Source organism: Pseudomonas sp. LAIL14HWK12:I10 (assembly GCF_900184205.1).
Lineage (GTDB): Bacteria > Pseudomonadota > Gammaproteobacteria > Pseudomonadales > Pseudomonadaceae > Aquipseudomonas > Aquipseudomonas kermanshahensis.
Genome location: NZ_FXWU01000003.1, coordinates 561,601 through 582,436, shown reverse-complemented (window position 1 = coordinate 582,436; position 20,836 = coordinate 561,601). Strand labels below are relative to the sequence as shown.

Here is a 20,836-nt window from a genome sequence, read left to right as displayed (position 1 = left end):
GGCTTGTAGGCGGGGGCTTTACAACTGGCCGGCCAGCCAGGCCGGTGCCGCCGGTCGATCCAGCTTCGACGGGAATGCTTCATTTTCCGGCCAGTCACGGAGCGCGAGCCGGTAGGCCTGCAGCTCCTGGTACTGCTCGGGCGTCAGCGTGGGGTCGCTGCCAGCTTCGACTTCGTCCCGGTGTCGCTGCACCAGGGCATCGGTCGCGGTCAGGATCGTATCGCGCCAAAGGCGTTCGAGCTCGGCCAGTTGCTCGGCAGAGGCCGGATCTGCTGAGTCACTGACCGGGAAACCTTGCTCATCTGCTCTGATCACCAGGCCGATTTGCTCGCCGGCCAGCAGCTCCTGGTGTAATTCAGCGCTGATCTCCACCAGTTCGTCAGCTGCAGGCAGTCGGCAGTCTGGGTTGGCAATGACGACGAGGGGCGCGATCTGGTCGTCGCCCTCGCCCTGCCATTCCGGGTCCGGTACCAGGATCTCACGCGGGCCAAACCACTCTTCGAAGTAGAAACCGCCATCAATGGCACGGTAGAAAATTCTCATGCTCGGCCCTCTGCTTGCCACATCACAGTGACGTAGTCCACGTCAGATCCGCCCAGGCGGCGGCTGGCCAGGGTGAATCCGGTGTTGTCGTACGCCACGATGCTGGCCTGTATCTCGGTCTTGTTCTCAATGCTGGGGTTAACGTCGGCGGTCGAGGTCACCCCGCCGAGCGTGATCACCGGCGTCTCTGCGAAGGCTGCCGGGAAGGTAACCCGCTGCTCCATGACGTTGGTCATGATCGGCGCCACGCCGCGCTGGCGGACGGTACCGGTGTCAGCACAGCGCCACCAGGCCGGGTTGCCAAAGGCCGCTGTGTTCTTCGGTCGGTTGACCTCAGTCCACACCCGCCCCAGGTCCTGCGTTCCCGCCTGCGCCCGCAGGTGGTCGGTCGCCCATCCCAGGTAGATCTTGGTGTTGCCCTGGTTGGTACCGCCGCCCTGTTGAACCGGGGTGTAGCCCAGGTTCGGCTGTTTGGTGTCCAGGAAGCCGTTCACCTCAACTTTCGTGTAGGCATCGCCAATGCCGTAGCCGGCCAGAGTTATCGCGTTGTTGGCCTTCTTCGACAACAGCCAGTCGATATCGGCCTGGGTGTAGGCATCCTGGATGCCGTAGCCCGCCAGAGTCGTCGGGTTCCAGCCCTGCACCACTTGGCCGCGGACATTGACTTGGACTTTGGTGTAGGTGCCGGCGGCAACACCGGTCGGCTCGTCGACGTGCTGCCGCAGATCCTCCACCACCAGGCGTACGTGCAGCTCTGTCGCCATCACGGCCGCCGGGTCGATGATCAGGGCGATGTCCTCGGCATTGCTGACATCGAGCATGATGCGGATCAGCAGCACCCGGCCGGTACCGCTAGAGTAGGGGGGCTTCCACGTCAGGGGGTAGTTGCCGATCGCAATGACGGTGCCGGTGTCGTCTTCAAGGCTGATCTCGTTTACGTGCCAGCCCCCAGCGTTCGTGGGGATCGCCATTTCGGCGATCACCACTGAGCCGTCTTCCACCGGCGCGTACAGCTTGTTCAGCGGCGCGTTGTAAACCTCGTGCACCAGGACAGTTTGCTCTTCAGTCGGCGGCTCCTCCAGGGGGTTGCCGTCACCGACAGCCATCCTGGTGATCAGCAGGGGCTGATTCAACAGAGCGGCCTGGGCGAGCTTCGTCCGCCCGGCGGGCGTCAAAAGGCAGAAGTAATCAGACATGGCGCCTCTCGCTATGCAATGGAGTATTCATCAACCAGCGCCTCTACCAGCGCCTGCAGCTGCTGCCTGGTGATGGCGTTTGCCAGCAGCGATTCGCCGAAGGTGTAGAGGTCGCCGATCTTCGAATTGCGCAGGCCTCGGTTGCTGACGTGGTAGCCGAGCTCCAGGTAAGCCGTTTCGTCCGGAGGGGTGAATGCCGTGGTGTTAATCGCCGAACTGAATACCTCGGCCTGGTTGATCGCCATCGACATCCTGCGGGTTGAGCTATCGAAGTCGAGCACGATGACCATCCACGGGCCAGCAGGCGGGTCCATGGTGATGACATAGTTGTCACTGGCGCCGATGTTGAACTTGCCAGCACCGGCCGGGTTCTCGTAGAGGACGCCGTAGTGGCGGAGCACTCGGCGGATATAGGTCTCGCCGTTGAATCCGCACAGCACGTTGGTGAGGTAGTTGCCCTGGCGGTCCAGGTCATCCAGGTTGAGCACCAGGACTTGGGTATACGACGGCGTCAAACTGCCCACCGGCAGGGCGAGGCCGGCAATCGCGCCTTGGCCGCCTGAGGCGGCAGGGCCGGAGCCCAATGCCTTCATGCCATTGACCGTGGTGATCTCGAAGCGATCAGCGTTCAGCCCCCGAGCAGACAGCGCGGCGCCAGTGTATCGGCAGCGGGCCTGGATACCTGTCGCTCCCACAGTCATCGCACGGGCGCTGACCACATGCTTCAGCCCCGGGGTGTTGAGCGCGATGGAATCCGCCAGCGTCTGGATAATCCGCGGCGAGTTGGCGGTTGCTGCTGGTTCGACGTCGGGCAGGTAGATGAATTGACCTGGCATGGTGTGAGTCCTTGAAGTCTGTGGTTAAGCGATGGTTTGAACGGTGATTTGCTGGTGGCAGGCCCAGTTGAAGACCGGGCGGCCATAGGCATCGAGGTCGGGACTGCTGTCGCGCAGGCAGGCGCGGGCACCGGTGTCAGGTCCGCCGTGCTGGCCGGCCAGGCCTGCGTCGGCAATGCCGATCATCTGGCTCTGCCCGGTCGGAACCTGGTTGAGGGTGACTTCGACGCTGTTGTCGCCGATCAGGCGCACGCGCACGACTTCAGCGCTGTCGCTGTCGTCGAAGTAGCGAACCCCCCAGTTGCCAGGGTCTTTCACGCTGATGGTGTCGGCTTGCAGCGGGCCTTGTGGCGTATGGAAGTGCACGATGACGGTGGCACCGTTTCGCTTCGCCGACACGGCATGGGTTGGCAGCCAAGTGCCGCCGTTGATCAGCGCACTGGCCGCCCGGGCGTGCATTGCACCGATACGGGTGTAGCTGTCGCCGGTCAGGTGCGTGCCATCGGTGTTGGTCGGTACCCAGTATTTCGGACCAGCGCAGACGACGCGTTCGGGGTAGTCGAGCGCGGCCTGCAGCTGGGCTAGCGGTACGTAGCCGGTTTCTAGGTTGTAGTTGGTGAAGTTGCTGACCTGGTCGAGCAGCAGGCGCACCGGTTCATCGTCACCTTTGATGGCGCGGATGTCGGCATCGAGGTCGCTTTGCAGCTGCAGCAGCGGCGTCAGGTATTGCTGCAGGGTCATCCGGCTATCAGCCTCGCCCTGAATCCAATCGACAAACGGGACGCGGTAGCCCAACCCCAGGCGGGTTGCCTCAGCTTTTGCCGAAGCCACTGCGGTCAGAAGGTTCTGGTAGTACTTCGTGCCCTTGCTCAGGCTGGCGATCGCCCGACCATTCCGGCCATGCGCGCTGGTCAGCAGGCCTACGTCGCCCCGAAGACTGCGCGTGCGGTTCAGTTGCGCGGAAAGCTGGACCACCGGCACTTCGCTGTCCTTGCTGACCATCGGCTTGAATGGCACGACCATGTCATTGGTAAGCACCTTCTCTTGATCGGTCAGGCGAACGCCATCCTGGATGGTCAGCAATCGGTTTGCCGCCGGCGGCTGCTTGGTCACCACCGTGCTGGTATCGCCCATGGACAGCGATTGTCCGTAACCGAGGACGTGCACCAGGTTCTTGACGAACGACGCCACGGAGCCGGGCATGGGGAATGGCGCGCTCTTCTGCGATATACCGCCCTCCCGAGAGATGTAATTGACCACGTCAGAGGTCGACATCACCGAAAAGTTGTCGCCCGTAGAGGTGACCTGGTAAGGCTCGCCGCCAACCAGCACGAAGACATCTTTGCCGCCTACTGGTCCGTCGAGGAAAGCCAGGGGGATTGTGGAAAGTGCCCCATGGATGTGGACATAGCCGTCGTAGCGGATACCGAACAGAACGACATCGTTCTTGCCGCGCATGGAGAAAGCCCAGTCACCCAGGCCATCCAAACCGGGCATCTTGTCCAGAATCGCGTGCACCGTGCCGTTTGCGTTCACCCCCAGGATTGGCTTGAAGCCTTTGCCAAACACACCCCAAGGCATCTCTGGGTCGATGGACTCCGAGATCGACATGCCGAACGCGACCCTGGCCATGATCAGGGCATTCATCGCTGCAGCCGCGCTTGGATAGCGTGCCCGCTCTTCCTCTACGCCGTTCATGTTCTGGTAGAGGATCAGGTATTCCAGGTCGTTCGCCGATGGCACGCTGAAGAAAGCGCCGTCGACAGTACCGAGCAGGCCGGCGGCGATGTCCTTGTAGACCATCGCCCCGGCCATCTGCGCGGCCACGTTCTCCAGTGCAGCCATGACCGATTCTTTGGTGGCCTTGGCCTGCATGGCAATGCTGGGGACGGCGCCCCCTTCGGTATCGACACGCGTGTTTTCATCACCGTGCACGAAAGTCTCAAACAGGGCTGTCGCAGCCTCGGCTTTGGCGACCATGGTCTCTTCCCGTTCGGGGATCGTCTCGTTATTTGCCATTTACTGCCTCGGGTAGGGTCTTGTTGACGAAGGCGTGAAACCGCAGCAGCGGACGTTCACGCGGCGCCACCTCGGTCACGAATCGTTTGGGGTAGATGAGGTCGGCGGCATCGGAGCTGCTCAGTGCAGCAGCCATGTCGCCAGGGCCGAGCAGGCGGCCGCTGATGGTGATGTGGTCGAATTGCCGACTGACTGGCTTGGTGTCTTCAACCAGGCGCTGCAGCTCACGCTGGGTACTGTCAGGCATCGGCTGATCGCGCTGGTCGATCCCGATGTAGAAGGTGCCGGGTGTGCCTTGTGGCTCCTGCTGCCACCACTCGTTGATTTCCAGCGCATAGCCGAGGGTTTCGACGATCCTGCGCAGCGCGCCAATGGTCCCTTTGTGGGCGTGGACGTAGTAGGCGTCGGTGATCGCCTTGCGCTTGGTCTCGACAGGCCAGTCGGCATGCCAGCGATCGACGCTGAACGACCAGGCCAGGTAGGGCAGCAAGTGCTCGGGGCAGGTCTGCGGGTTGAGCAGATCACGCAACGGGATCGGCACCCGGCGGATCTCGGCCAGGGCCTCAGCCGCGCGCTGCTCCAGCAAGCTGGCGTTGCTCGGCAGCAATGGCTCGTAGGTACTCACAAGCCGACCTCAACCACAGTGAGGTTGATGGCTGTGCACCAGGGCGCCTGGGTCTCGTTTGGCACGATGTCGGCCCAGCCGGGCAACTCAACGAAACGGACACCATCGACGTGCATGGCGGCATCGAGGGCAGAGCGGCGGATGTCCAGGCCCAAGCGGCGGCGTTGCGTTACCAGCTTGGTGAGCCGCTCCCGCGCCTGTACTTCAATCAGTTCGGCCTCGGCGGTCAGGCTGCCCATGTGAATGGTGGCGTTGATGGTGTAGGGCAGGACCTGCGCGGCTTGGACGGTGAGCCGGTCACCCAGGGGGCGCACGTCTTCGTCATTCAGCGCAACGCGCACCAGGTTGAGCAGCTCTTCATCTGGCGTGCCGTCCCCATCCACGGCCAGCACGCTGACGGTGACACAGGCCGGCGCCGGGCTGATTGCACTGGCATCGGCCACTCGGCCGGATGCGTTGCGGGCGTGGAGGATGTAGGCGTTGCGCGGGCCGGCGGTGCTGAGCCCCTCCATGGCCATCTGGGTCCGCTCCCGCAGGGCGTCGTCGGTCTCCCAGACGGCGGATACTGGCGGGAGGGCGTTGGGCTGGGCCGGGGTGACGAGCAGGCGCCCGACGTTGAAGTTGGCTGCCAGCTGCTCCAAGTCACTGCCGGTTGCGTAGGCCAGTAGGTTTGCCAGTGCTGCTTGGTTGACGCGCTGACGCCAGATGAGCTCGCGGTAGGCATTCTCCTGGACCAGCTTGGCCAGCGGCTCGGATTCCAGCTCGACGCGGCGGGCGATGTCAGGCTGTTCGGCCTCGGGCCACAGGCTCACTAGGTAGGCTTTGCGCTCGGCGAGAATCGCCTCGAAGTCCAGGATCTCAACGACAGTGGGTTCGGGCAGTAGGGAAAGGTCGATCGGCGTCCAGGTGCTCATACGATGGCTCCCAGTTGGAGCGGAATGCTCAGGCTCAGGGGTTCATTCGAGTCAACGACGGTGCACTCGATGTCCATCACGGCTTTGCCCTGCAGGGTCGCGCTCTGCAGCTGGACGCGGTGAACCAGGATGCGCGGCTCCCAGCGGATCAGCGCCATGGCGGTGGCGGCATAAGCCCGCAGACGGGTCACGTCGTTGGATGGGTGGTCGACCAGGTCGGGCAGCAGGCTGCCGTACTCCCTGCGCATAACGCGGGTACCGATACGCGTGGTGAGGATGTCCGCGATCGACTGGGCGATATGCTCGCTGTTGGCTATTGCGCCACCGGTGAAGACGTTCATTGGGGGCGCCCTGTGGAACCCGGGCCTGGCATGACGCCGCCATGGGTGTGCTCGACCAGGCTGATGCCGGCGGCCACTACATCGACGGACACGGTCACCTCACCGGTGATGTCCTGGTTGCCGGTCTGGGTGTAGTCGCCAATGTGGGTAATCGGCCCTTCAATGCGGATGCCGCCCTTGCTGATCAGGCTGGTGGTGCCGCCCTCGGGCAGCACGGCGCTCAGGTGGTGGGCCTCGCTGTCGTACTCGATCACGGCGCCGTCGGCGAAAGTCCGGCGATACAGGCCGGCGCGGTTACCGTTGGCGGGAATTTTGTCGCTGAACAGCCCGCTAACGGCCACGCCGTTGGCCAGCTGGCCGCTGGGGGAGAACAGCAGAACCTGCTCGCCGGCGGTGGGCGGGTCCCACACCTGGTCGGCGCCGGCGCGCAGGGCAATCCAGGGCAACCAGGTTGTCATGATGCCGCCGGTACTCACCTTTACCCGGGGCGGCGAGAACTGCACCTCGGCAATGGTGCCAAGGCGGATCAGGTTTTCTACGAGGCGGTTGAGTTCGGCGATGTCGTTCATGCCGGCGAGGATCGCGCTACACGCGCGCGGGCGCAGCCTGGCCGGCTTGTAGGAAGGGGGGTTACAGGCTGATATGCGCGAGCATGCCGTCGCGGATGAGATCGAGGTCGGCGCTGCTCAGGCCCAGCAGTTGCCGTTTTTCGTAATTGGCCATAGGGCCGCGGGGTGCCACGCGATCGCGCAGGCCGTACTGGTGAACGCGGGCGATCTTGGCGATCCGGCCGACGAAGCCAACCGTCACCGCGCGGCCGTCGCCGCTGGCCTTCAGGTAGGCCGCGGTGCGCATCTTCTGGAACATCTTGGCCTTGCGCTTCACCCGGCCTGCCTTTTCACGCAGTTTATGGGGCTTGCGCGGGGCGAAGGCCGAGCCGTCAGGATTGCGCTGGGCGGCCACCCGTTGCTGTTGGCTGCGGCGCAGTTGCTGCGCCAGGGAGCGTGCCAGCTTGACCCGGCCCGCAGGCTCCAGCCGGCGCAGGATCGGACCGGCCCAGTCTTCTAAGGCGTTAAGGTCAGACATTCGGCACGATCCATTCCGGGCCTTCACCCGGCCAGTTCGGGTTGCGCTGCGGCTCGCCGGCGTGTTTCACCGTCTGCACGCCGTCTACATCCTTCACTATCACCCGCTCGGTCAGGGCCAGTGAGATGCTGAAGTCGACCTTGCTGTTGTCCAGGATGTCGGCCTCGAACTTCACTCCATCGGCCGACTTGCTCAGGTTCTCCATCAGCTCCGACTGATTGATCCTGATCCAGGCCAGCAGCGGGATGAAGACACTATCGGGGTGGCCGGCATAGTCGGTCAGGATGATTTGCAGGTTATAGCCGTACTCGAAGGACAGCGCCGCCGTGGCGATTGAGCGGACCTTGCCCTCGTCGATGAACATCAGCAGGCAGTCCGGGTTGTTGGCCAGCCCGGGCACGGCTTCCAGCAGGTGCTTACGCAAGCTATCGGGTTTGTTCATGCTTCACCTGGTGCTGATAGATGAGGTCGACCTGGGCGGCACATTCGGCCCAGGCCAGCTCGGTGCGCTCCTGGTCAGTCAGCAACTGGCCGTTGCTGGTCGGGGCTGTCGCCTGCAGGGTGCACGGCACCACTACCGGACAACCATTTACGGTAAGCGTCGGCGCCGATGATGGCTGGTCTTTCGCGCAGCCGGCGAGCAGCGCCAGGCAGAGGGCGGTCAGCCCACTCCTGCAGTTCCTTGATTTCATGCTTGAGGTCCTCGATCTGGCGCTCGCGCTGCGCCAGGCCCGTGCGCAGCTCGCCCTGGAGCATCAGCAGCTTGGCCTGGCCGTCGCGGACGGTCGTCAGGGTGGCTATCAGTTCGTTGATGTTGGCGAGATTGCGCTCTGCCGTCGTCTGCGCGGCGCCGATCTGCTCCTCGAGGAGCTTGGTCTTTGCATCGCTGGCATCCAGATACTGGTCGATGCCCCAGACCGCCAGGGTGAGAACGAGCGGTATTGCAATCGCGCCGGCGAGCAGGAACGGGGCAGGGCGCAGGTCGATCATTTCCGGTACCAGCCCAGTGCGTTCATGTCGGACTCGTCCAGCTTCTCCACATCACCGATGACAATCAGGCAAGGCGAGGCCTTGAGCTGGTGCAGGGCTTTCCGAAGCTCTTCGAAATGGCCCTGGTCGAAATCTTCCGGTAAGACCAGGACATCGTTCGGTTGGAGACGGTGCACCGCGAGGCCTTCGAGCAGCTCTTTGTAGGTCATGCGGCCCCCTGCGCAAGCGCACGGTCCTGGTGACGCTCGAAGGCGCGCTCAAGCTTCACGTCGTACAGGTTTCGCTGGTAGTTGGGACCGTTGTAGAGCTTCGCCACAGTGGCCCACTTCAAGGACTTCAGCGCCTTGTGTAGCACCTGATCGGTTTCGATGAACCGGACGAATGCCTCCAACTGCTCCGCTTCGCTGCGCCGCATTGCTGCCACGAAGTCTTGCAGAGTGGGGTAACCGAGCCTTTTCCAGTGGTAGCCCATCACCTGGAAGCCGCCCCAGCTGGCCGACTCCAAAGCTGCCTGCTCGTCGAACTGGATGGCCTGCGCCAGGCGCTGGTGTTCGGCGGTACCGCCGATGTAACCGCCAGCCTTGGGGTTGACCAGGTTGGGCGCTTGCTTGGCCAGGTCGGCGGCGCGCCGGCGCAACTGCTCCTGGTCATCCGCCCCACTTCGCGCAACCTGGAGGCGTTCGTACATGACGTGGCGCTCGAACAGGATGGCCGGCTTGCCGTTGTCGAAGAAGCCACAGCCTTGGGATTCGACCTCGTTCAAGGCGTACACCGCGGCTACTGGAACACCGAGGCGCTGGGATGCTTTGACCAGATCGGAGTGTTTCAGCAGCTTCTGGACATCCAGTCCCATCAGGCTGGCCTGAGTTTTGGGCCCGGCCACCCCATCCGATACCAGACCAACCTTCAACTGGTAGGCGCGCACGGCGCCTTCAGTGGAATCGCCATAGTCACCGTCGGTGACCAGCTTGGCGCCGTTGGCATTCAGCTTGCGCTGCAACTCGCGAACCGCCTGGGAGCGGTCGCCGTGGCGAAGAGTGATCACAACTGTTGCTCCTTACGCATGAAGAACCTTTTTGCTGCAGCCCGGATGAACTCGACGCCCAGCAGACCGATCAGGCCGCCGAAGAACGGCGCGGCAGTTAGGGGAATGCCAACTAGCGACAGGCCGTTGCTGGCGGACAGTGCGAGGGCGCCACATAGCGGAGCCTCAATGATCAGCTGGCGGAGCTTTCCGCCGCCGTAGATCACCCGCAGCGAAGCAATGACGATGGCAAGCGCGCCGGCGTACAGGCTCGGCCAGTTGTGCTCAAGCCAGGTGGCGAAAAACGCCCACGTATCGGGACGGTCAGGCATGGTTTTCCTTCCTTGGTGAAGTGGGGGGTACGATCAGTCCCATAGGCTCACCATCTGGCGCTCGGGCGCCGATGTCTGGATATCGGGCAGGGTGATGAGCAGGCCGGCGGGCAGCACGGCACCGTGGTTGGCCAACTCGGGGTTGGCATTGAGCACGGCCTCGACCACACCGGCCGTTCGGCCGTAGTGCCGCCAGCAGAGGGCGTCGACGGTGTCGTTTTGCTGGGTGCGCTTCTGCTCAGCCATCACAGTAGCTCTACTGTTGTTCGCGATTTTCCCAGGAAGTCCCGGATGGCCCAGCGCTGATCGCGCCGGTAATCGTCGATCGTTGGGGTGATTTCGTCGGCATTTTTGGAGCCGCTGGCGGTGGTGTCGTAGCCGCGGTACCGCTCACACACCTCAGCCCCAGCTGCTGCCTGGACTGCACGGAGGTACAGGTGTTCGTATTCGGACTTGTTCTGGATCTTCTCGCCTGGGACATCCACCAGGGCTGCAATACCTTGGGCCTGTTTCCCGAGGCGCCAGGCGCTCAACTCGCGATTGACGTTGATAATTGCGGCAACGACCGCAGTTTCGAGGCGGGCCAGGGAGACGCTGGAGTCGATGCGCAGGGTTGCCCGCAGCTCGTCCAGGTCAATCCCTGGCCAGAACGGGTCGCTGCTGATCAGGCCCGCGGCCACTGGGGCGCCGGCAATAAATCCACTCATGATCGCGTGCTCTGGAATAGGTCGGCGGTGGTCGGGGCTTCACAGCTGAGCCAATGGCCGCTGATCCGCCCCGAGCCGCCGGGGTGCGCGGGGACGCTCGGTTAGCCGACTTTGTCGGCAAGTTTCTTCTGCAGGCGTTCGGCCGCCTCCAGTTCTTTCTTGGCACCGCACTTGTCGTACAGCTCGATAGCGCGGTTGAGTAGCTCGATGCCGGCTTGCACCTGACCAGGCTGACCAGGGTTTTCCTCGTCGAGACCGAACAAGGTTGCCCTGCCGAGAGCGCGCATCAGCTTGGATCGCACCTGGTCGTGCATGTCTTCGTCGCTGGTGAGCGTGGCGGTGCGAGTGAGGACTTCGATCGGGAAAGCATTTCCAGCATTCAGGGCCTTGGATGCGCCTTCGGCCACCTCCTCGGCAACCGCGCAAGCGGTCTTGCGATTGAAGCGATCGGGCATCTTGAGGCCGTGCTGAAGGACGTACTCAGCGATATCAAGGCCGGTCTTCCAGGCGCCGGCGTCGAACGCCCATACCATCACGGTGACCAGGACATCGTCTTGCGCACCGCGGCCGGAGCTGAGAACACCCTCGATGTAGGGCTCATAGGTAGGCAGCAGGGCCACTTTGAGCTGAGCCTTGGCTTCTAGCGACTGGATATTCGACAGCCTCAGCATGTCCTGCTGCAGCTGCGCAAGCTGGATTTCGTAGCCGTTCAGACCCTGCATGAGCGCTGCAGGTGCAGTGGCCGCGGCCTCCAAGGCCGCGGTTGCGTTGATGAAGTGGCGTTTAGCTGGGCTCAGGGCCATGGCATCAGGACTCCAGCTCGATGTTTTCGACCAGGCAGCCGAGGCCGTAGTCTTCGATGACATAGCTGTCGTTGCTCGACTCGAAGTTCTCGACGCGGTTCTTGCTTGGGTTTTCCTGGGTGTAGCGGCGACGACCATTGAGCTGCCAGTAGATCGCCAAGTTCTCCAGACTGGTGACCAACGCGGAGCCGTCCGGCACATACGGAACTTCCACCGGTTGCTTACCGCCCACGCGTTTCTGCGACAAGATCAAGTCAGTAGCGATCTTCTCGGACGCTGGCTGGTCCTTGTTCACCAGCGGGAAGAACTTGTCGTGCACCAGGTTGCTGCCCAGGATAACTACGATGCCCGGGTCCTTGCGGTGCCATGGGTCGATCAGGTTGGCGATCACGTCGTAGAAGAGGGCGTCGAGGTTGTTGTAGTCAGCGTTCGCGCCCGAGCCGATCACAACCTTGCCATCGACCTTGCCGCCTTTGAGTACGCGGGCAGGCGCATTGAGGCGGTACTGCTCCAGCCAGCCAATGTTCACGTCTTGAAGGAGCGGGTTGGTATTGCGGTTGGTGGTTGGGGCGACCGATGTACCGTTGAAACCGATCATGATTCGGTCCAGGGCCTGGCGGCGCAGGATGGCATCGCGCAGCAGGGTCTGGAATTCCTTGTGACGGGCCCACGCATCGAGCTGGGCGTAACGGATCGCGGTATCGAAGTCGGTTTGAGCGCACTCGTAGCCCTGTTTGTCCAGACCGGACACATCGCGGGGGATACGGACGCCGTCACCGGTGGTATCGGTGCGACCGGCAATGGTGCTGCTTACACCGACACCGATCTTTTCACCCTTCAGTTCGTCCACGCCGATCATGCCGATACGGGACAGGAAGTCGCTGGACTCCTGCATGCGGGATTCGAGCTTTTGTTGCACAGCGGGCGCAACAGTAAAGGTTTTGGTCGGGTCGCTGACGCCGTTGAGCTTGGCGATCTGTTCAAGGTAGGCCGCATATTGGGCCCGGGTATCGTTACGCATGGTGTTCTCCGGTAGTCCGTGGCTGGGTCAATTCCGTGTGGGATCAGCAGTCGGTGACAGCGTTGCCGCCACCGCCGGAAACCGGCGGGCGATCCTTCTGGGTGTGGTCTTTGGTGTCGCCCAGGCGCTTGACCAGATCGTCAAAGGCGGTACTGAGCTTGCTGAACTTGTCGTCCAGGTCAGTGAAAGCCTTTTGCGACTTGCTCAAGGCTTCGGCCTGCTCGGCACCATGGGTGGCCAGCTGCTCGATCAGCTCGCCCAGGGCCGTGAAGTTGGCGGCATCCTTGCCTTCCTTTTCCTTGCTCATGCCGAGTAGCTCACTCACCTTTTTGCCCAGCGAGGCAAACATGCCCGGGGCGTCGGTGAACTCTTCGAATTCGAGGGCGGTTTCTTCGGCCGCCGAGAACAAGTTGTCCTTGTCCTTTTTGCGGTTGGCCAGCGTGCCGTGCTGGGCGCTGAACGACAGCGCTTCGGTACCGAGGCTGGCCGGGGTGTCAGTAACCGCCAAGCCGACCAGGTACGCCTTGCCACTGTCGGCGAACTTCGGCTGTACCTCGATCGAGGTGTAAACCTTCTGGCCTGCCTTGTTCAGCGCCAGAAGTGCGTCGTTCGGTTCCAGCTGGGCGAACAGAGCGAGCTTTTTGACGCCCGCGATTTCAACTTCCTCTGCCTTCAAGGCGACAACGTCGCCGTAGGCACCGAACTCACCGCCCGGCCAGTAGCCCTTGATGTGTTCGCAGTTGATGCGTGCACCATAGGTATTGAGGCTGTAGGTGCTGGCCATGTCCTCAATCCAGCTGCGCTCGATGTTGCGGCCATCGGTGGTGGCGCCTTCGACGGCGATGCGGGTCCACTTGGAGCGGTATTTCTTGGCGGGGGCTTTGGTGCTTTCGGACATGCCGGGAATCCTCATGGCGGTGGCGTTGTGCCTGGCGATGGGGGCATGGTCCGCACCCCGCCGTTTAACGGCAACGCGGTGCAGTTGTAGGCGCGGGCGTTACAGGGGGCGCTGATAGGGGATCACGCGCGCGAGCGGCAGCATCGGCGCCATGAACAATATCGTCGACCTGCCTACCGATCACCGCCGCCACGCCAAGCACCTGTATTGGCAGGGTTACCGTGTCTGCGAGATCGCCGAGTTGATCGGCGAAAAAGAAAAAACCCTGCACAGCTGGAAAGCCCGCGACGAATGGGACCGGGCTTCTCCGCTTGAGCGCATCCAAGCGGCCACCGAAGCACGCTTGGTGCAGCTGCTCCTGAAGGACCCCAAAACAGGTACCGACTTCAAAGAGATCGACGTGCTGCACCGCCAACTGGAGCGTCAGGCGCGGATCGAGCGGTACAAAGCGGGCGGTACCGAGACTGACCTCAACCCCGAGCTGGCCAAGCGCAACGAAGGGCCGAAGAAGAAGCCCAAGCGGAATGACATCGGTGAAGAGCAGGTCGAGAAGCTGCTCGAAGCTTTTCTGGATGGTTGCTTCGACTACCAGAAAGACTGGTATCGCGCTGGTAGCCAGCGGACGCGCGCAATCCTCAAGAGCCGTCAGATCGGTGCGACGTTCTACTTTGCTCGGGAAGCCCTGATTGACGCGCTGACCACTGGCCGCAACCAGATCTTCCTCTCAGCCAGCAAGGCTCAGGCCCATATTTTCAAGGCTTACATCCAGGCATTTGCTCGCGACACTATCGGTGTTGATCTAACAGGTGATCCGATCATCCTGGCCAACGGCGCCGAGCTGCATTTCCTCGGTACCAACGCACGTACCGCCCAGGGTTACCACGGTAACTTCTACTTCGACGAGTTCTTCTGGACCTTCAAGTTCAGGGAGCTGAACAAGGTCGCCTCGGGCATGGCGATGCAGAAGCAATACCGTCGCACCTACTTCTCGACCCCGAGCTCTATGGCCCATGAGGCCTACACGTTCTGGACCGGAGAGCGCTTCAACAAGGGCAAGCCAACCGCCCAGCACATCAAACTGGATGTGGGGCACAGTGCCCTGCAGATGGGGCGCCTGTGTGAGGACCGGGTCTGGCGGCAGATCGTCACGATCATGGATGCTGAAGAGCGGGGCTGCGACCTATTCGATCTGGATGAGTTGCGCTTGGAGTATGACGCGGCGGCCTTCCAGAACCTGCTGATGTGCGAGTTCGTCGATGATGGGGCCAGTATTTTCCCGCTCGCCGCCCTTCAGCCTTGCATGATCGACAGCTGGACACACTGGGAGGACTACAAGCCATTCGCGGCCCGCCCATTCGCCGATAGGCAGGTCTGGGTGGGGTATGACCCGGCAGAGACTGGCGACACGGCCGGCCTAGTCGTAGTGGCTCCTCCGCTTGTCCCGGGTGGCAAATTTCGGGTCCTAGAGCGGCATCAGTTCCGCGGGATGGACTTTGCTTCACAGGCCGAGACGATTCGAAAGGTCACTGAGCGATACTGGGTGACATACATCGGGATCGACACCACGGGCATGGGCAGCGCCGTGGCGCAGCTGGTACGTCAATTCTTCCCCGGGGTGCGCACGTTCAACTACAACCCCGAAGTGAAAACGCGCCTGGTCATGAAGGCGTGGGACGTTATCTCGAAAGGCCGGCTCGAATTCGACGCAGGTTGGACCGACCTTGCCCAGTCCCTTATGGCGATCCGGAAGACCATCACCCCAGGCGGTCGGCAGTTCACCTACACCGCTGGCCGTAATGACAGCACGGGCCACGCCGACTTGGCCTGGGCCCTTTTCCACGCCCTTCACAACGAGCCGCTGGAAGGTCAGACCACGGCCAACACCGGAATCATGGAGATCTACTAATGAAAAAATCGCGCAATCGTCGACCTGCCGGCGCTGACCAGGTAGTGGAGCCGCCCGAAGGTGAGCTGCTGACCAAGGGGGAGGGTGGCAAGAGCGTAGCGTTCAGTTTTGGTGAGCCAGTACCGGTGCTGGATGGGCGCGAGATCCTGGATTACCTAGAGTGTTGGTCTAATGGCCGCTGGTATGAGCCACCAGTCAACCTCGACGGTTTGGCCCGATCCACCAGAGCCAGCGTTTACCTGCAGTCAGGACTCATGTTCAAGCGCAACATGCTTGTACGCAGCTTCATCCCCCATAAGCTGCTGAGCCGGCAGGCCTTTGAGCAGATCGTCATGGACTGGGGATGGTGCGGCAACCTCTATCTGGAGAAGCACGACAACATGCTTGGCCGAGCACTCGGCCTGCAGCCTTGTCTGGCCAAATACATGCGGCGTGGCACTAACCTGGACACCTACTTCCAGGTGCGGGGCTGGAAGGACGAGCACGAATTCAAGGCCGGCAGCATCTGCCACATCCGCGAAGCGGACATCAACCAGGAGGTCTATGGCCTGCCCGAATGGCTGGCTGCCCTCCAGAGCGCCTTGCTCAATGAAAGTGCGACACTGTTCCGCCGTAAGTACTACCAGAACGGTAGTCATGCCGGATTCATCCTTTACATGACGGACGCGGCTCAGAACGAGAAATTTGTCGATGACCTGCGGGACGCCATGAAAAACAGTAAAGGTCCGGGCAACTTCCGGAATCTGTTCATGTACGCACCTGGTGGGAAGAAGGACGGTATTCAACTGCTGCCTATCAGCGAGGTGGCAGCAAAAGATGACTTTGCGGCGATCAAGAACATCAGTCGTGATGATCTGCTTGCTGCTTTGCGGATACCACCGCAATTAATGGGGATTGTTCCTCAAAATTCCGGTGGTTTTGGTTCGATTAAGGAAGCGACTGAGATTTGGATTGAAAACGAGTTGAAGCCGATTCAAACACGAATCTCTTTGATTAACGATTGGGTTGGCGAAGAGGTAGTGAGGTTTTCACTATAGCTCATATGGAGTTCACTTGAGCGCTCGCTTCGCCGCTATTGATGTCTGTGATTATCTATTGAGCAGAGCTGTCTTTACGATTCGTTCGAAGTCGTCAATAACAGATTCAACGCCTATCGGATTTGTTGGTCTGCTGTAGTAAAAGTCCATATCGTCGTTGCGCAGGTGAGGCAGGCTTTCGAGTAGGGTTTCACGCATAATAATTATGTCTATCTTGTGGGCTTCGTAGGTGCTCATTAAGTTTTTTGTCGAAGCGTTATTGCCGAAGTTGCTAAATGGGTAATCTTCTAGCGCTGGGTCAAAAAAGTCATGCATATCATTTTTCTGTCGATTTATAAGGATGTGCTGTTGTTCATTTTTGTGTGAGGCTAGTAGGTCGCGGAAGAACTTTATGAGATTCAAGCAGTTCTTTGCAGTTGTGATGAAGCCATCGCTAGCTACTGGTTGGGATGCTTGCTCCTCTGACGTTTTTACGGCAGCAACAGCAGCGGAGTTGGCATTGAATTTTTCAAGTAACTCAGAGAGACTTATTATGTGGAATGACTTTCCATGTGCCGAGCGTCTAAATTCATCGACGAGCTCGAATCGTGGATATAATCCCTTGCCGCTGCTTTGATGCCACCAATCGTTTTTTTCATCGCCAGATACGAAAACTACATGTTCTTGTCTGGTTTTTGCAATATTCAGAAGTTCGTGCCAAATTAAAAGGTCCCCGATTTGATTGTCGCTCTTTCCCCCGTCTTTGTAGCCTGGAGGTATTTTGTTTTTGTTTCTAAACTCAAGGTCTTTTTCCAGCTTGTTCTCGTCAGTATCAGAGTCGTCGAGTATCACGCTAGATAGAACTTCGTGATATATTTTGCTTACTGGATCGTCCCACCCCCATGACTTGATGATATTTAGGGTCTTTGCTGCGGAATCTCTATATTTTTTTAGAAGTTCTTTAATTTGGTTTTCAATTCCTACAAGCTCTTTGAATTCATTGATCTCATCTAGGAGTGGAAAGCCTTTTATGAATGTGAATGACTGATTTTGCTTCTTGTATATGAAGTCATGTACTTCTGATAGTTTAGTGGCCCGGTTGTCTAAGAATTCTCGGGCTGCTTGCGCTGGTACATACAACCTGTTTTGTTTGACAAGTTTTTCGTAAACCTTTCTGATTTCATTTAGGCTTTTAGCGTCGGCAGTGTAAGGGAGTAGTAGTACGTTGGCATCGAGTATAAAAAGGCAGGTGTCTATAATTCTATCTTTGGGTGCAAGATTGAATGAAAAAGTCCCAGAGGGATCAGGGTATTTTGCTGTTTTTATGAATTTTGATGTCATTCTACAATTCGACCTTAAATAGCATGATTTAATCAGGGTTCGAGTGAAGCTTTACTGCTTGAGTGCTGCTTGTATTCCCGCTTCGGTAAGCTGTGTACGAATTAGCTCTAAACGCCCTTCCTCACTGAGGAGTTCGGGGAGAGGAATGCCAAATGCTTCGGCGATTGGACAGAAGGCAATAATTGTTTGTATTCCTGCCCCGATGCCAGATTCAAGATTGTTCGAGTTGTCGGGTACTGACCAAAACGTTTCAGGATGAGACCCAGTAGGTGATACGCATTCTTCATTAAGGTTCACAGGAATGCCGTTCTCATTTATTAGGTCAATAAAAAACTCCGTGTCTAAGTAGGGGATGGTTCTCCAAGCGTTAATTACTTTGACTTTTATTTCGAAGTCTAATGGCCAGCCAGCTTGGCGTTGCAATTCTCGCTGTGATTCGATCACTCCATGCAGAACGTTATAGAGAATGCTTAAATCGATAATGTCAAAGTTTTCGGCTTCAGTTAGTCTAAGTCTATCGCAATACGCTTCGATATTTTGTCGTTCACGTAAATGATATTCAGTTACATCGGGCGATCCTTTGTATACTCTAAGAGGCACTAATATTTCGCTGCTAAGATCTTGGTGTACACTCCAAGTCAATCGAGCTCGAATAGGGTCCTCGGTTCCGCACTGGCGAGCTATTACCGTGTTTGCGCTTTTATATATCGTGTCAAAAGGTATAAAGGACGCTCTGCCTTCAGTTAGGTTGAGCGCGGATTTAACAGATTTTATAGTGGCTTTATAAGGCTTGCGGGGCATCCCCCAGATATTTGGCACTATCATAATTCGTATGAAAGGGATTTCATCTTCGTCGTTCGATAGCTCTGGGTCGCTAGAAATCCAGTGCGCAAGATGCTCAATTCTTTCACTTGATCGTTGAAACATTTTCTCAATCATCTGTCGGTCCGTTTCAGCCAAAGGCTCAGAGCCGTCCCCAATTCTTCTATAAATTGCCCCTCGGTGATGAACATGAGGCGCTTCAATACTTTCTGGAACCGCTACGCAAATGATGCATTTCCCAGCTTCAAGCGCCAGTTCTTCACATGGCCCTTTGATTACGCAAGTATCATAATGACATGCTGGGCTGATTAAGTTTGCGACAGCTTGTCTGATCCGTTGGAGAGCAGAATCTATTTCGCAGATATCTATGCCTGGAAACGCACCGGCAACAGAATTTTCTTTGCTTTCTTCACTTATGCCATAGAAAACCCAGCCGCCATACGTGTTGGCTAGTGCTGAGATAGATTTGGCAATATCGGAAGCCTTTGAAAGTTGGCTTTTGTATTCAATATACCAACCTTCACTAATTTGTTTTAAAGAAATTAAGTCAAGTGCTTCGAGTTCATCTAGGTTTTTGTTAAATGGTGTGAAGTGCGGCATGTGGCTTGGTCCGGGAGGAGTTGTAGTAAAGTCAAGGGCTTAAGCTTTGTAATTGGTGTTGCGCTGTTTAAGTGGGGCTGTCAGCACCTGAGAGGTGGTTTAAAATTTTATTTCGAGTCTTTCATGCTTGTTGTTTGAGTTTGTAGTTAGCTGCAGGCTTGAAACTTTTAGTGTTCCCACTTAATTGAGCTCTCCTGATTGTGACACGGCAACGCCGACAGCTTTCATGTCGTTCCCTTCAATCATCGTAGCGCCTTCGGCGTTGTAAGCGAGGGCCAGGAGCGTAGTGTGGCTATTGGTTTGTGGTCTCGCAACCAATGATCACTGGCGCGCCCTCGTCCCCCCGCCACGCCTGCGGGCTAAACGTGTGAAAATTTCCGCAGCCCTGCGGAGCGATGAAGGCGAGCTGTGGCTGGGGCCGATGGCACTTAAGTAGGAGCGATCGACCCTGCGAATCCCTGCAGGAGACCCTTCATTGAAGGGTAGGGGCCGCGCCGCCCAATACTCGGAGCTGATAGGCACTGACGGCCTGGAATAGGAACTCGGCCTCCAGTCGCAGCACCTCGACTTGGTCGGCAGGGAGCACCCCTTGAGCCTCATGAAACTTGCGGAGAGCGTCCATTGCCTTCTGCATCAGCGGTTCGCCCTGAATCATCGCCTCATGCAGACGTTTTCCATCGATTTTTTTCATAGGGGTCTCCAACGACGCCTATCAATTGTAGAAGCTGATGTTGAAGCACTTCAGACCATTTTCAGGATGCCCATCAAAAATAGGTAATTCTGGTTAGGAGGAAGTAGAACAAGGCTACAGCCCTTGTGGTACAAGGCTTTGAGCGATTACCTCAAAAGGTAATCATAGGTAAGGAGAAAGGTAATTTTTTCATAACATGCTGATTTTAAAGGGTTTCATGTTTTTGGCTTCTAACGCTTCTTTTAGGTAATCCGATTACCTTTCAATTACCAAAAAATTACCTTTTTCAAAATCGCTGCAGCCCTTTATCCATCATGGTTCCAGCGCTTTCCCGAGATTGAATTACCAAAATTACCATTTTTTGATGGGTCAACCTGAAATGCCATTTCCCCACTGGGATGGGATTGGCGAGGTGACTTACACACCCACCCTGGGAACACTCTGGGAACAAAAACACTTGCATAGGCGCTCTGTACCTCTGGGAAATCAAGGCCTCCAGCCTGGCCGGCGTCGTTTTGTTGAGTTCGAATCTCTACGCTTCCGCCATATTCAAAGCCCTGATTATTCAGGGCTTTTTGCGTTTTTGGGGCGTAGAAAAACTACCCATGGAAACACCCTTGGGAATGGTTTATCTCGGAAGCGCTTCTGATACGTCCGTAGGTCTGAGCCCGTCGATTGGCGCCTTCTCGAAGATGTCGAGCAACTGCCTACCTCGGCCCCAACATGACTAGGACCTTAGCTGCTCGCCTTCGCTTCGAGTTCGCCCCGCTTCAGTCGAGCCAAGCTCAGATCGCTGCCTAAGGGGCTCGGCTTAGCTGACTTGTCCAGGTAGAAATAGTTGATTCATTCCTTGCCGGGGTTCTTCCTGCGCTTGCTGGTGCGCTTGCGCCGGTAGTAGGTGACCTTTTCAGCGAGTCTATGAGCTCGTTTTGTGGCTCGCCCTCGGCCTGGCCAATAGCTCAGAGGTGCTGACCCCGCGCCCCTCGACGGTCGGTTGATGCTTTGTTTGCCGACCGCCATCCCCCCACTGCTGCGTCGCAGATCAACTGCTTGTAGATGTTGTCGCCATCGATGCTAAGGCCGCCCCGCCCGAGTAGGTCGGCGGGCTTGAGTTTTAGGGGGAGG

General features: G+C 58.6%; 24 protein-coding genes and 1 pseudogene. 2 read left to right on the top strand and 23 right to left on the bottom strand.

Features of this window, described 5'->3' with window-relative positions:
* Positions 1-18: 18 nt before the first annotated feature.
* The 20 genes and pseudogenes from QOS90_RS09840 to QOS90_RS09745 all read right to left on the bottom strand — a co-directional run bounded on the left by QOS90_RS09840 (position 19) and on the right by QOS90_RS09745 (position 13,335).
* Positions 19-543 carry a phage tail assembly chaperone gene (locus tag QOS90_RS09840; protein WP_085273031.1) on the bottom strand — a complete coding sequence of 175 codons (525 nt, stop codon included), beginning with the start codon at positions 541-543 and terminating at the stop codon, positions 19-21.
* Positions 540-1,739 (bottom strand): phage tail-collar fiber domain-containing protein, encoded by a 1,200-nt coding sequence (locus QOS90_RS09835; RefSeq protein ID WP_085273032.1) that lies wholly within the window; start codon positions 1,737-1,739, stop codon positions 540-542. The genes QOS90_RS09840 and QOS90_RS09835 overlap by 4 nt, the downstream gene beginning before the upstream one ends.
* A gap of 11 nt (positions 1,740-1,750) precedes the next feature.
* Positions 1,751-2,575, bottom strand: coding sequence for a hypothetical protein (locus tag QOS90_RS09830; RefSeq protein ID WP_085273033.1), 825 nt, complete (start codon positions 2,573-2,575; stop codon positions 1,751-1,753).
* A 24-nt stretch (positions 2,576-2,599) separates the two neighbouring features.
* Positions 2,600-4,594, bottom strand: coding sequence for a sialate O-acetylesterase (locus QOS90_RS09825; RefSeq protein WP_085273034.1), 1,995 nt, complete (start codon positions 4,592-4,594; stop codon positions 2,600-2,602).
* A complete protein-coding gene (locus QOS90_RS09820) occupies positions 4,584-5,219 on the bottom strand; it encodes a phage tail protein I (protein WP_256577381.1) in 636 nt (211 codons plus the stop codon). The genes QOS90_RS09825 and QOS90_RS09820 overlap by 11 nt, the downstream gene beginning before the upstream one ends.
* Positions 5,216-6,133, bottom strand: a complete 918-nt coding sequence (locus tag QOS90_RS09815; RefSeq protein ID WP_085273035.1) for a baseplate J/gp47 family protein — start codon at positions 6,131-6,133, stop codon at positions 5,216-5,218. The genes QOS90_RS09820 and QOS90_RS09815 overlap by 4 nt, the downstream gene beginning before the upstream one ends.
* Entirely contained in the window at positions 6,130-6,474 is a 345-nt protein-coding gene (locus QOS90_RS09810) for a GPW/gp25 family protein (protein ID WP_085273036.1), read from the bottom strand. The genes QOS90_RS09815 and QOS90_RS09810 overlap by 4 nt, the downstream gene beginning before the upstream one ends.
* Positions 6,471-7,043, bottom strand: coding sequence for a phage baseplate assembly protein V (locus QOS90_RS09805; protein ID WP_085273037.1), 573 nt, complete (start codon positions 7,041-7,043; stop codon positions 6,471-6,473). Before QOS90_RS09805 ends, QOS90_RS09810 begins: the two co-directional genes overlap by 4 nt.
* Before the next feature lie 61 nt (positions 7,044-7,104).
* Positions 7,105-7,560 carry a phage virion morphogenesis protein gene (locus tag QOS90_RS09800; RefSeq protein WP_085273038.1) on the bottom strand — a complete coding sequence of 152 codons (456 nt, stop codon included), beginning with the start codon at positions 7,558-7,560 and terminating at the stop codon, positions 7,105-7,107.
* Positions 7,553-8,002: a phage tail protein gene (locus QOS90_RS09795; RefSeq protein WP_085273039.1), complete on the bottom strand. Its 450-nt coding sequence runs from the start codon at positions 8,000-8,002 to the stop codon at positions 7,553-7,555. The genes QOS90_RS09800 and QOS90_RS09795 overlap by 8 nt, the downstream gene beginning before the upstream one ends.
* Entirely contained in the window at positions 7,986-8,252 is a 267-nt protein-coding gene (gene lysC / locus QOS90_RS09790; RefSeq protein ID WP_218190599.1) for an Rz1-like lysis system protein LysC, read from the bottom strand. The genes QOS90_RS09795 and lysC overlap by 17 nt, the downstream gene beginning before the upstream one ends.
* Positions 8,173-8,550 (bottom strand): annotated as a pseudogene (locus tag QOS90_RS09785) (hypothetical protein); the annotation flags it as partial. The gene lysC and the pseudogene QOS90_RS09785, both read right to left, overlap by 80 nt.
* Positions 8,547-8,759, bottom strand: coding sequence for a hypothetical protein (locus QOS90_RS09780; RefSeq protein WP_085273041.1), 213 nt, complete (start codon positions 8,757-8,759; stop codon positions 8,547-8,549). The gene QOS90_RS09780 and the pseudogene QOS90_RS09785, both read right to left, overlap by 4 nt.
* Complete coding sequence (locus tag QOS90_RS09775; protein ID WP_085273042.1) at positions 8,756-9,595, bottom strand: N-acetylmuramidase domain-containing protein; 840 nt, start codon at positions 9,593-9,595, stop codon at positions 8,756-8,758. The genes QOS90_RS09780 and QOS90_RS09775 overlap by 4 nt, the downstream gene beginning before the upstream one ends.
* A complete protein-coding gene (locus tag QOS90_RS09770; RefSeq protein ID WP_085273043.1) occupies positions 9,592-9,906 on the bottom strand; it encodes a phage holin, lambda family in 315 nt (104 codons plus the stop codon). Before QOS90_RS09770 ends, QOS90_RS09775 begins: the two co-directional genes overlap by 4 nt.
* A 33-nt stretch (positions 9,907-9,939) precedes the next feature.
* Positions 9,940-10,152: a tail protein X gene (locus QOS90_RS09765; protein WP_085273044.1), complete on the bottom strand. Its 213-nt coding sequence runs from the start codon at positions 10,150-10,152 to the stop codon at positions 9,940-9,942.
* A complete protein-coding gene (locus QOS90_RS09760) occupies positions 10,152-10,613 on the bottom strand; it encodes a head completion/stabilization protein (RefSeq protein WP_085273045.1) in 462 nt (153 codons plus the stop codon). Before QOS90_RS09760 ends, QOS90_RS09765 begins: the two co-directional genes overlap by 1 nt.
* A gap of 101 nt (positions 10,614-10,714) precedes the next feature.
* Positions 10,715-11,416, bottom strand: coding sequence for a phage terminase small subunit (gene gpM / locus QOS90_RS09755; protein WP_085273046.1), 702 nt, complete (start codon positions 11,414-11,416; stop codon positions 10,715-10,717).
* A 4-nt stretch (positions 11,417-11,420) separates the two neighbouring features.
* Positions 11,421-12,437, bottom strand: a complete 1,017-nt coding sequence (locus QOS90_RS09750; protein ID WP_085273047.1) for a phage major capsid protein, P2 family — start codon at positions 12,435-12,437, stop codon at positions 11,421-11,423.
* A gap of 43 nt (positions 12,438-12,480) precedes the next feature.
* Positions 12,481-13,335, bottom strand: a complete 855-nt coding sequence (locus QOS90_RS09745) for a GPO family capsid scaffolding protein (protein ID WP_085273048.1) — start codon at positions 13,333-13,335, stop codon at positions 12,481-12,483.
* Between the two features lie 151 nt (positions 13,336-13,486).
* Between QOS90_RS09745 and QOS90_RS09740 the strand changes: the two genes are divergently transcribed.
* Both QOS90_RS09740 and QOS90_RS09735 read left to right on the top strand, forming a co-directional pair.
* Positions 13,487-15,241, top strand: coding sequence for a terminase ATPase subunit family protein (locus QOS90_RS09740; RefSeq protein ID WP_085273049.1), 1,755 nt, complete (start codon positions 13,487-13,489; stop codon positions 15,239-15,241).
* Positions 15,241-16,278, top strand: a complete 1,038-nt coding sequence (locus tag QOS90_RS09735) for a phage portal protein (RefSeq protein WP_085273050.1) — start codon at positions 15,241-15,243, stop codon at positions 16,276-16,278. Before QOS90_RS09740 ends, QOS90_RS09735 begins: the two co-directional genes overlap by 1 nt.
* Positions 16,279-16,329: 51 nt before the next feature.
* On the opposite strand, the gene QOS90_RS09730 is transcribed toward QOS90_RS09735, so the two are convergent.
* From QOS90_RS09730 to QOS90_RS09720, 3 genes are all read right to left on the bottom strand, one after another.
* Positions 16,330-17,598: a PIN domain-containing protein gene (locus tag QOS90_RS09730; RefSeq protein ID WP_085273051.1), complete on the bottom strand. Its 1,269-nt coding sequence runs from the start codon at positions 17,596-17,598 to the stop codon at positions 16,330-16,332.
* 51 nt (positions 17,599-17,649) lie between these two features.
* Positions 17,650-19,020 (bottom strand): AlbA family DNA-binding domain-containing protein, encoded by a 1,371-nt coding sequence (locus tag QOS90_RS09725; protein WP_085273052.1) that lies wholly within the window; start codon positions 19,018-19,020, stop codon positions 17,650-17,652.
* A 472-nt stretch (positions 19,021-19,492) separates the two neighbouring features.
* A complete protein-coding gene (locus tag QOS90_RS09720) occupies positions 19,493-19,711 on the bottom strand; it encodes a hypothetical protein (protein ID WP_256577382.1) in 219 nt (72 codons plus the stop codon).
* Positions 19,712-20,836 lie beyond the last annotated feature (1,125 nt).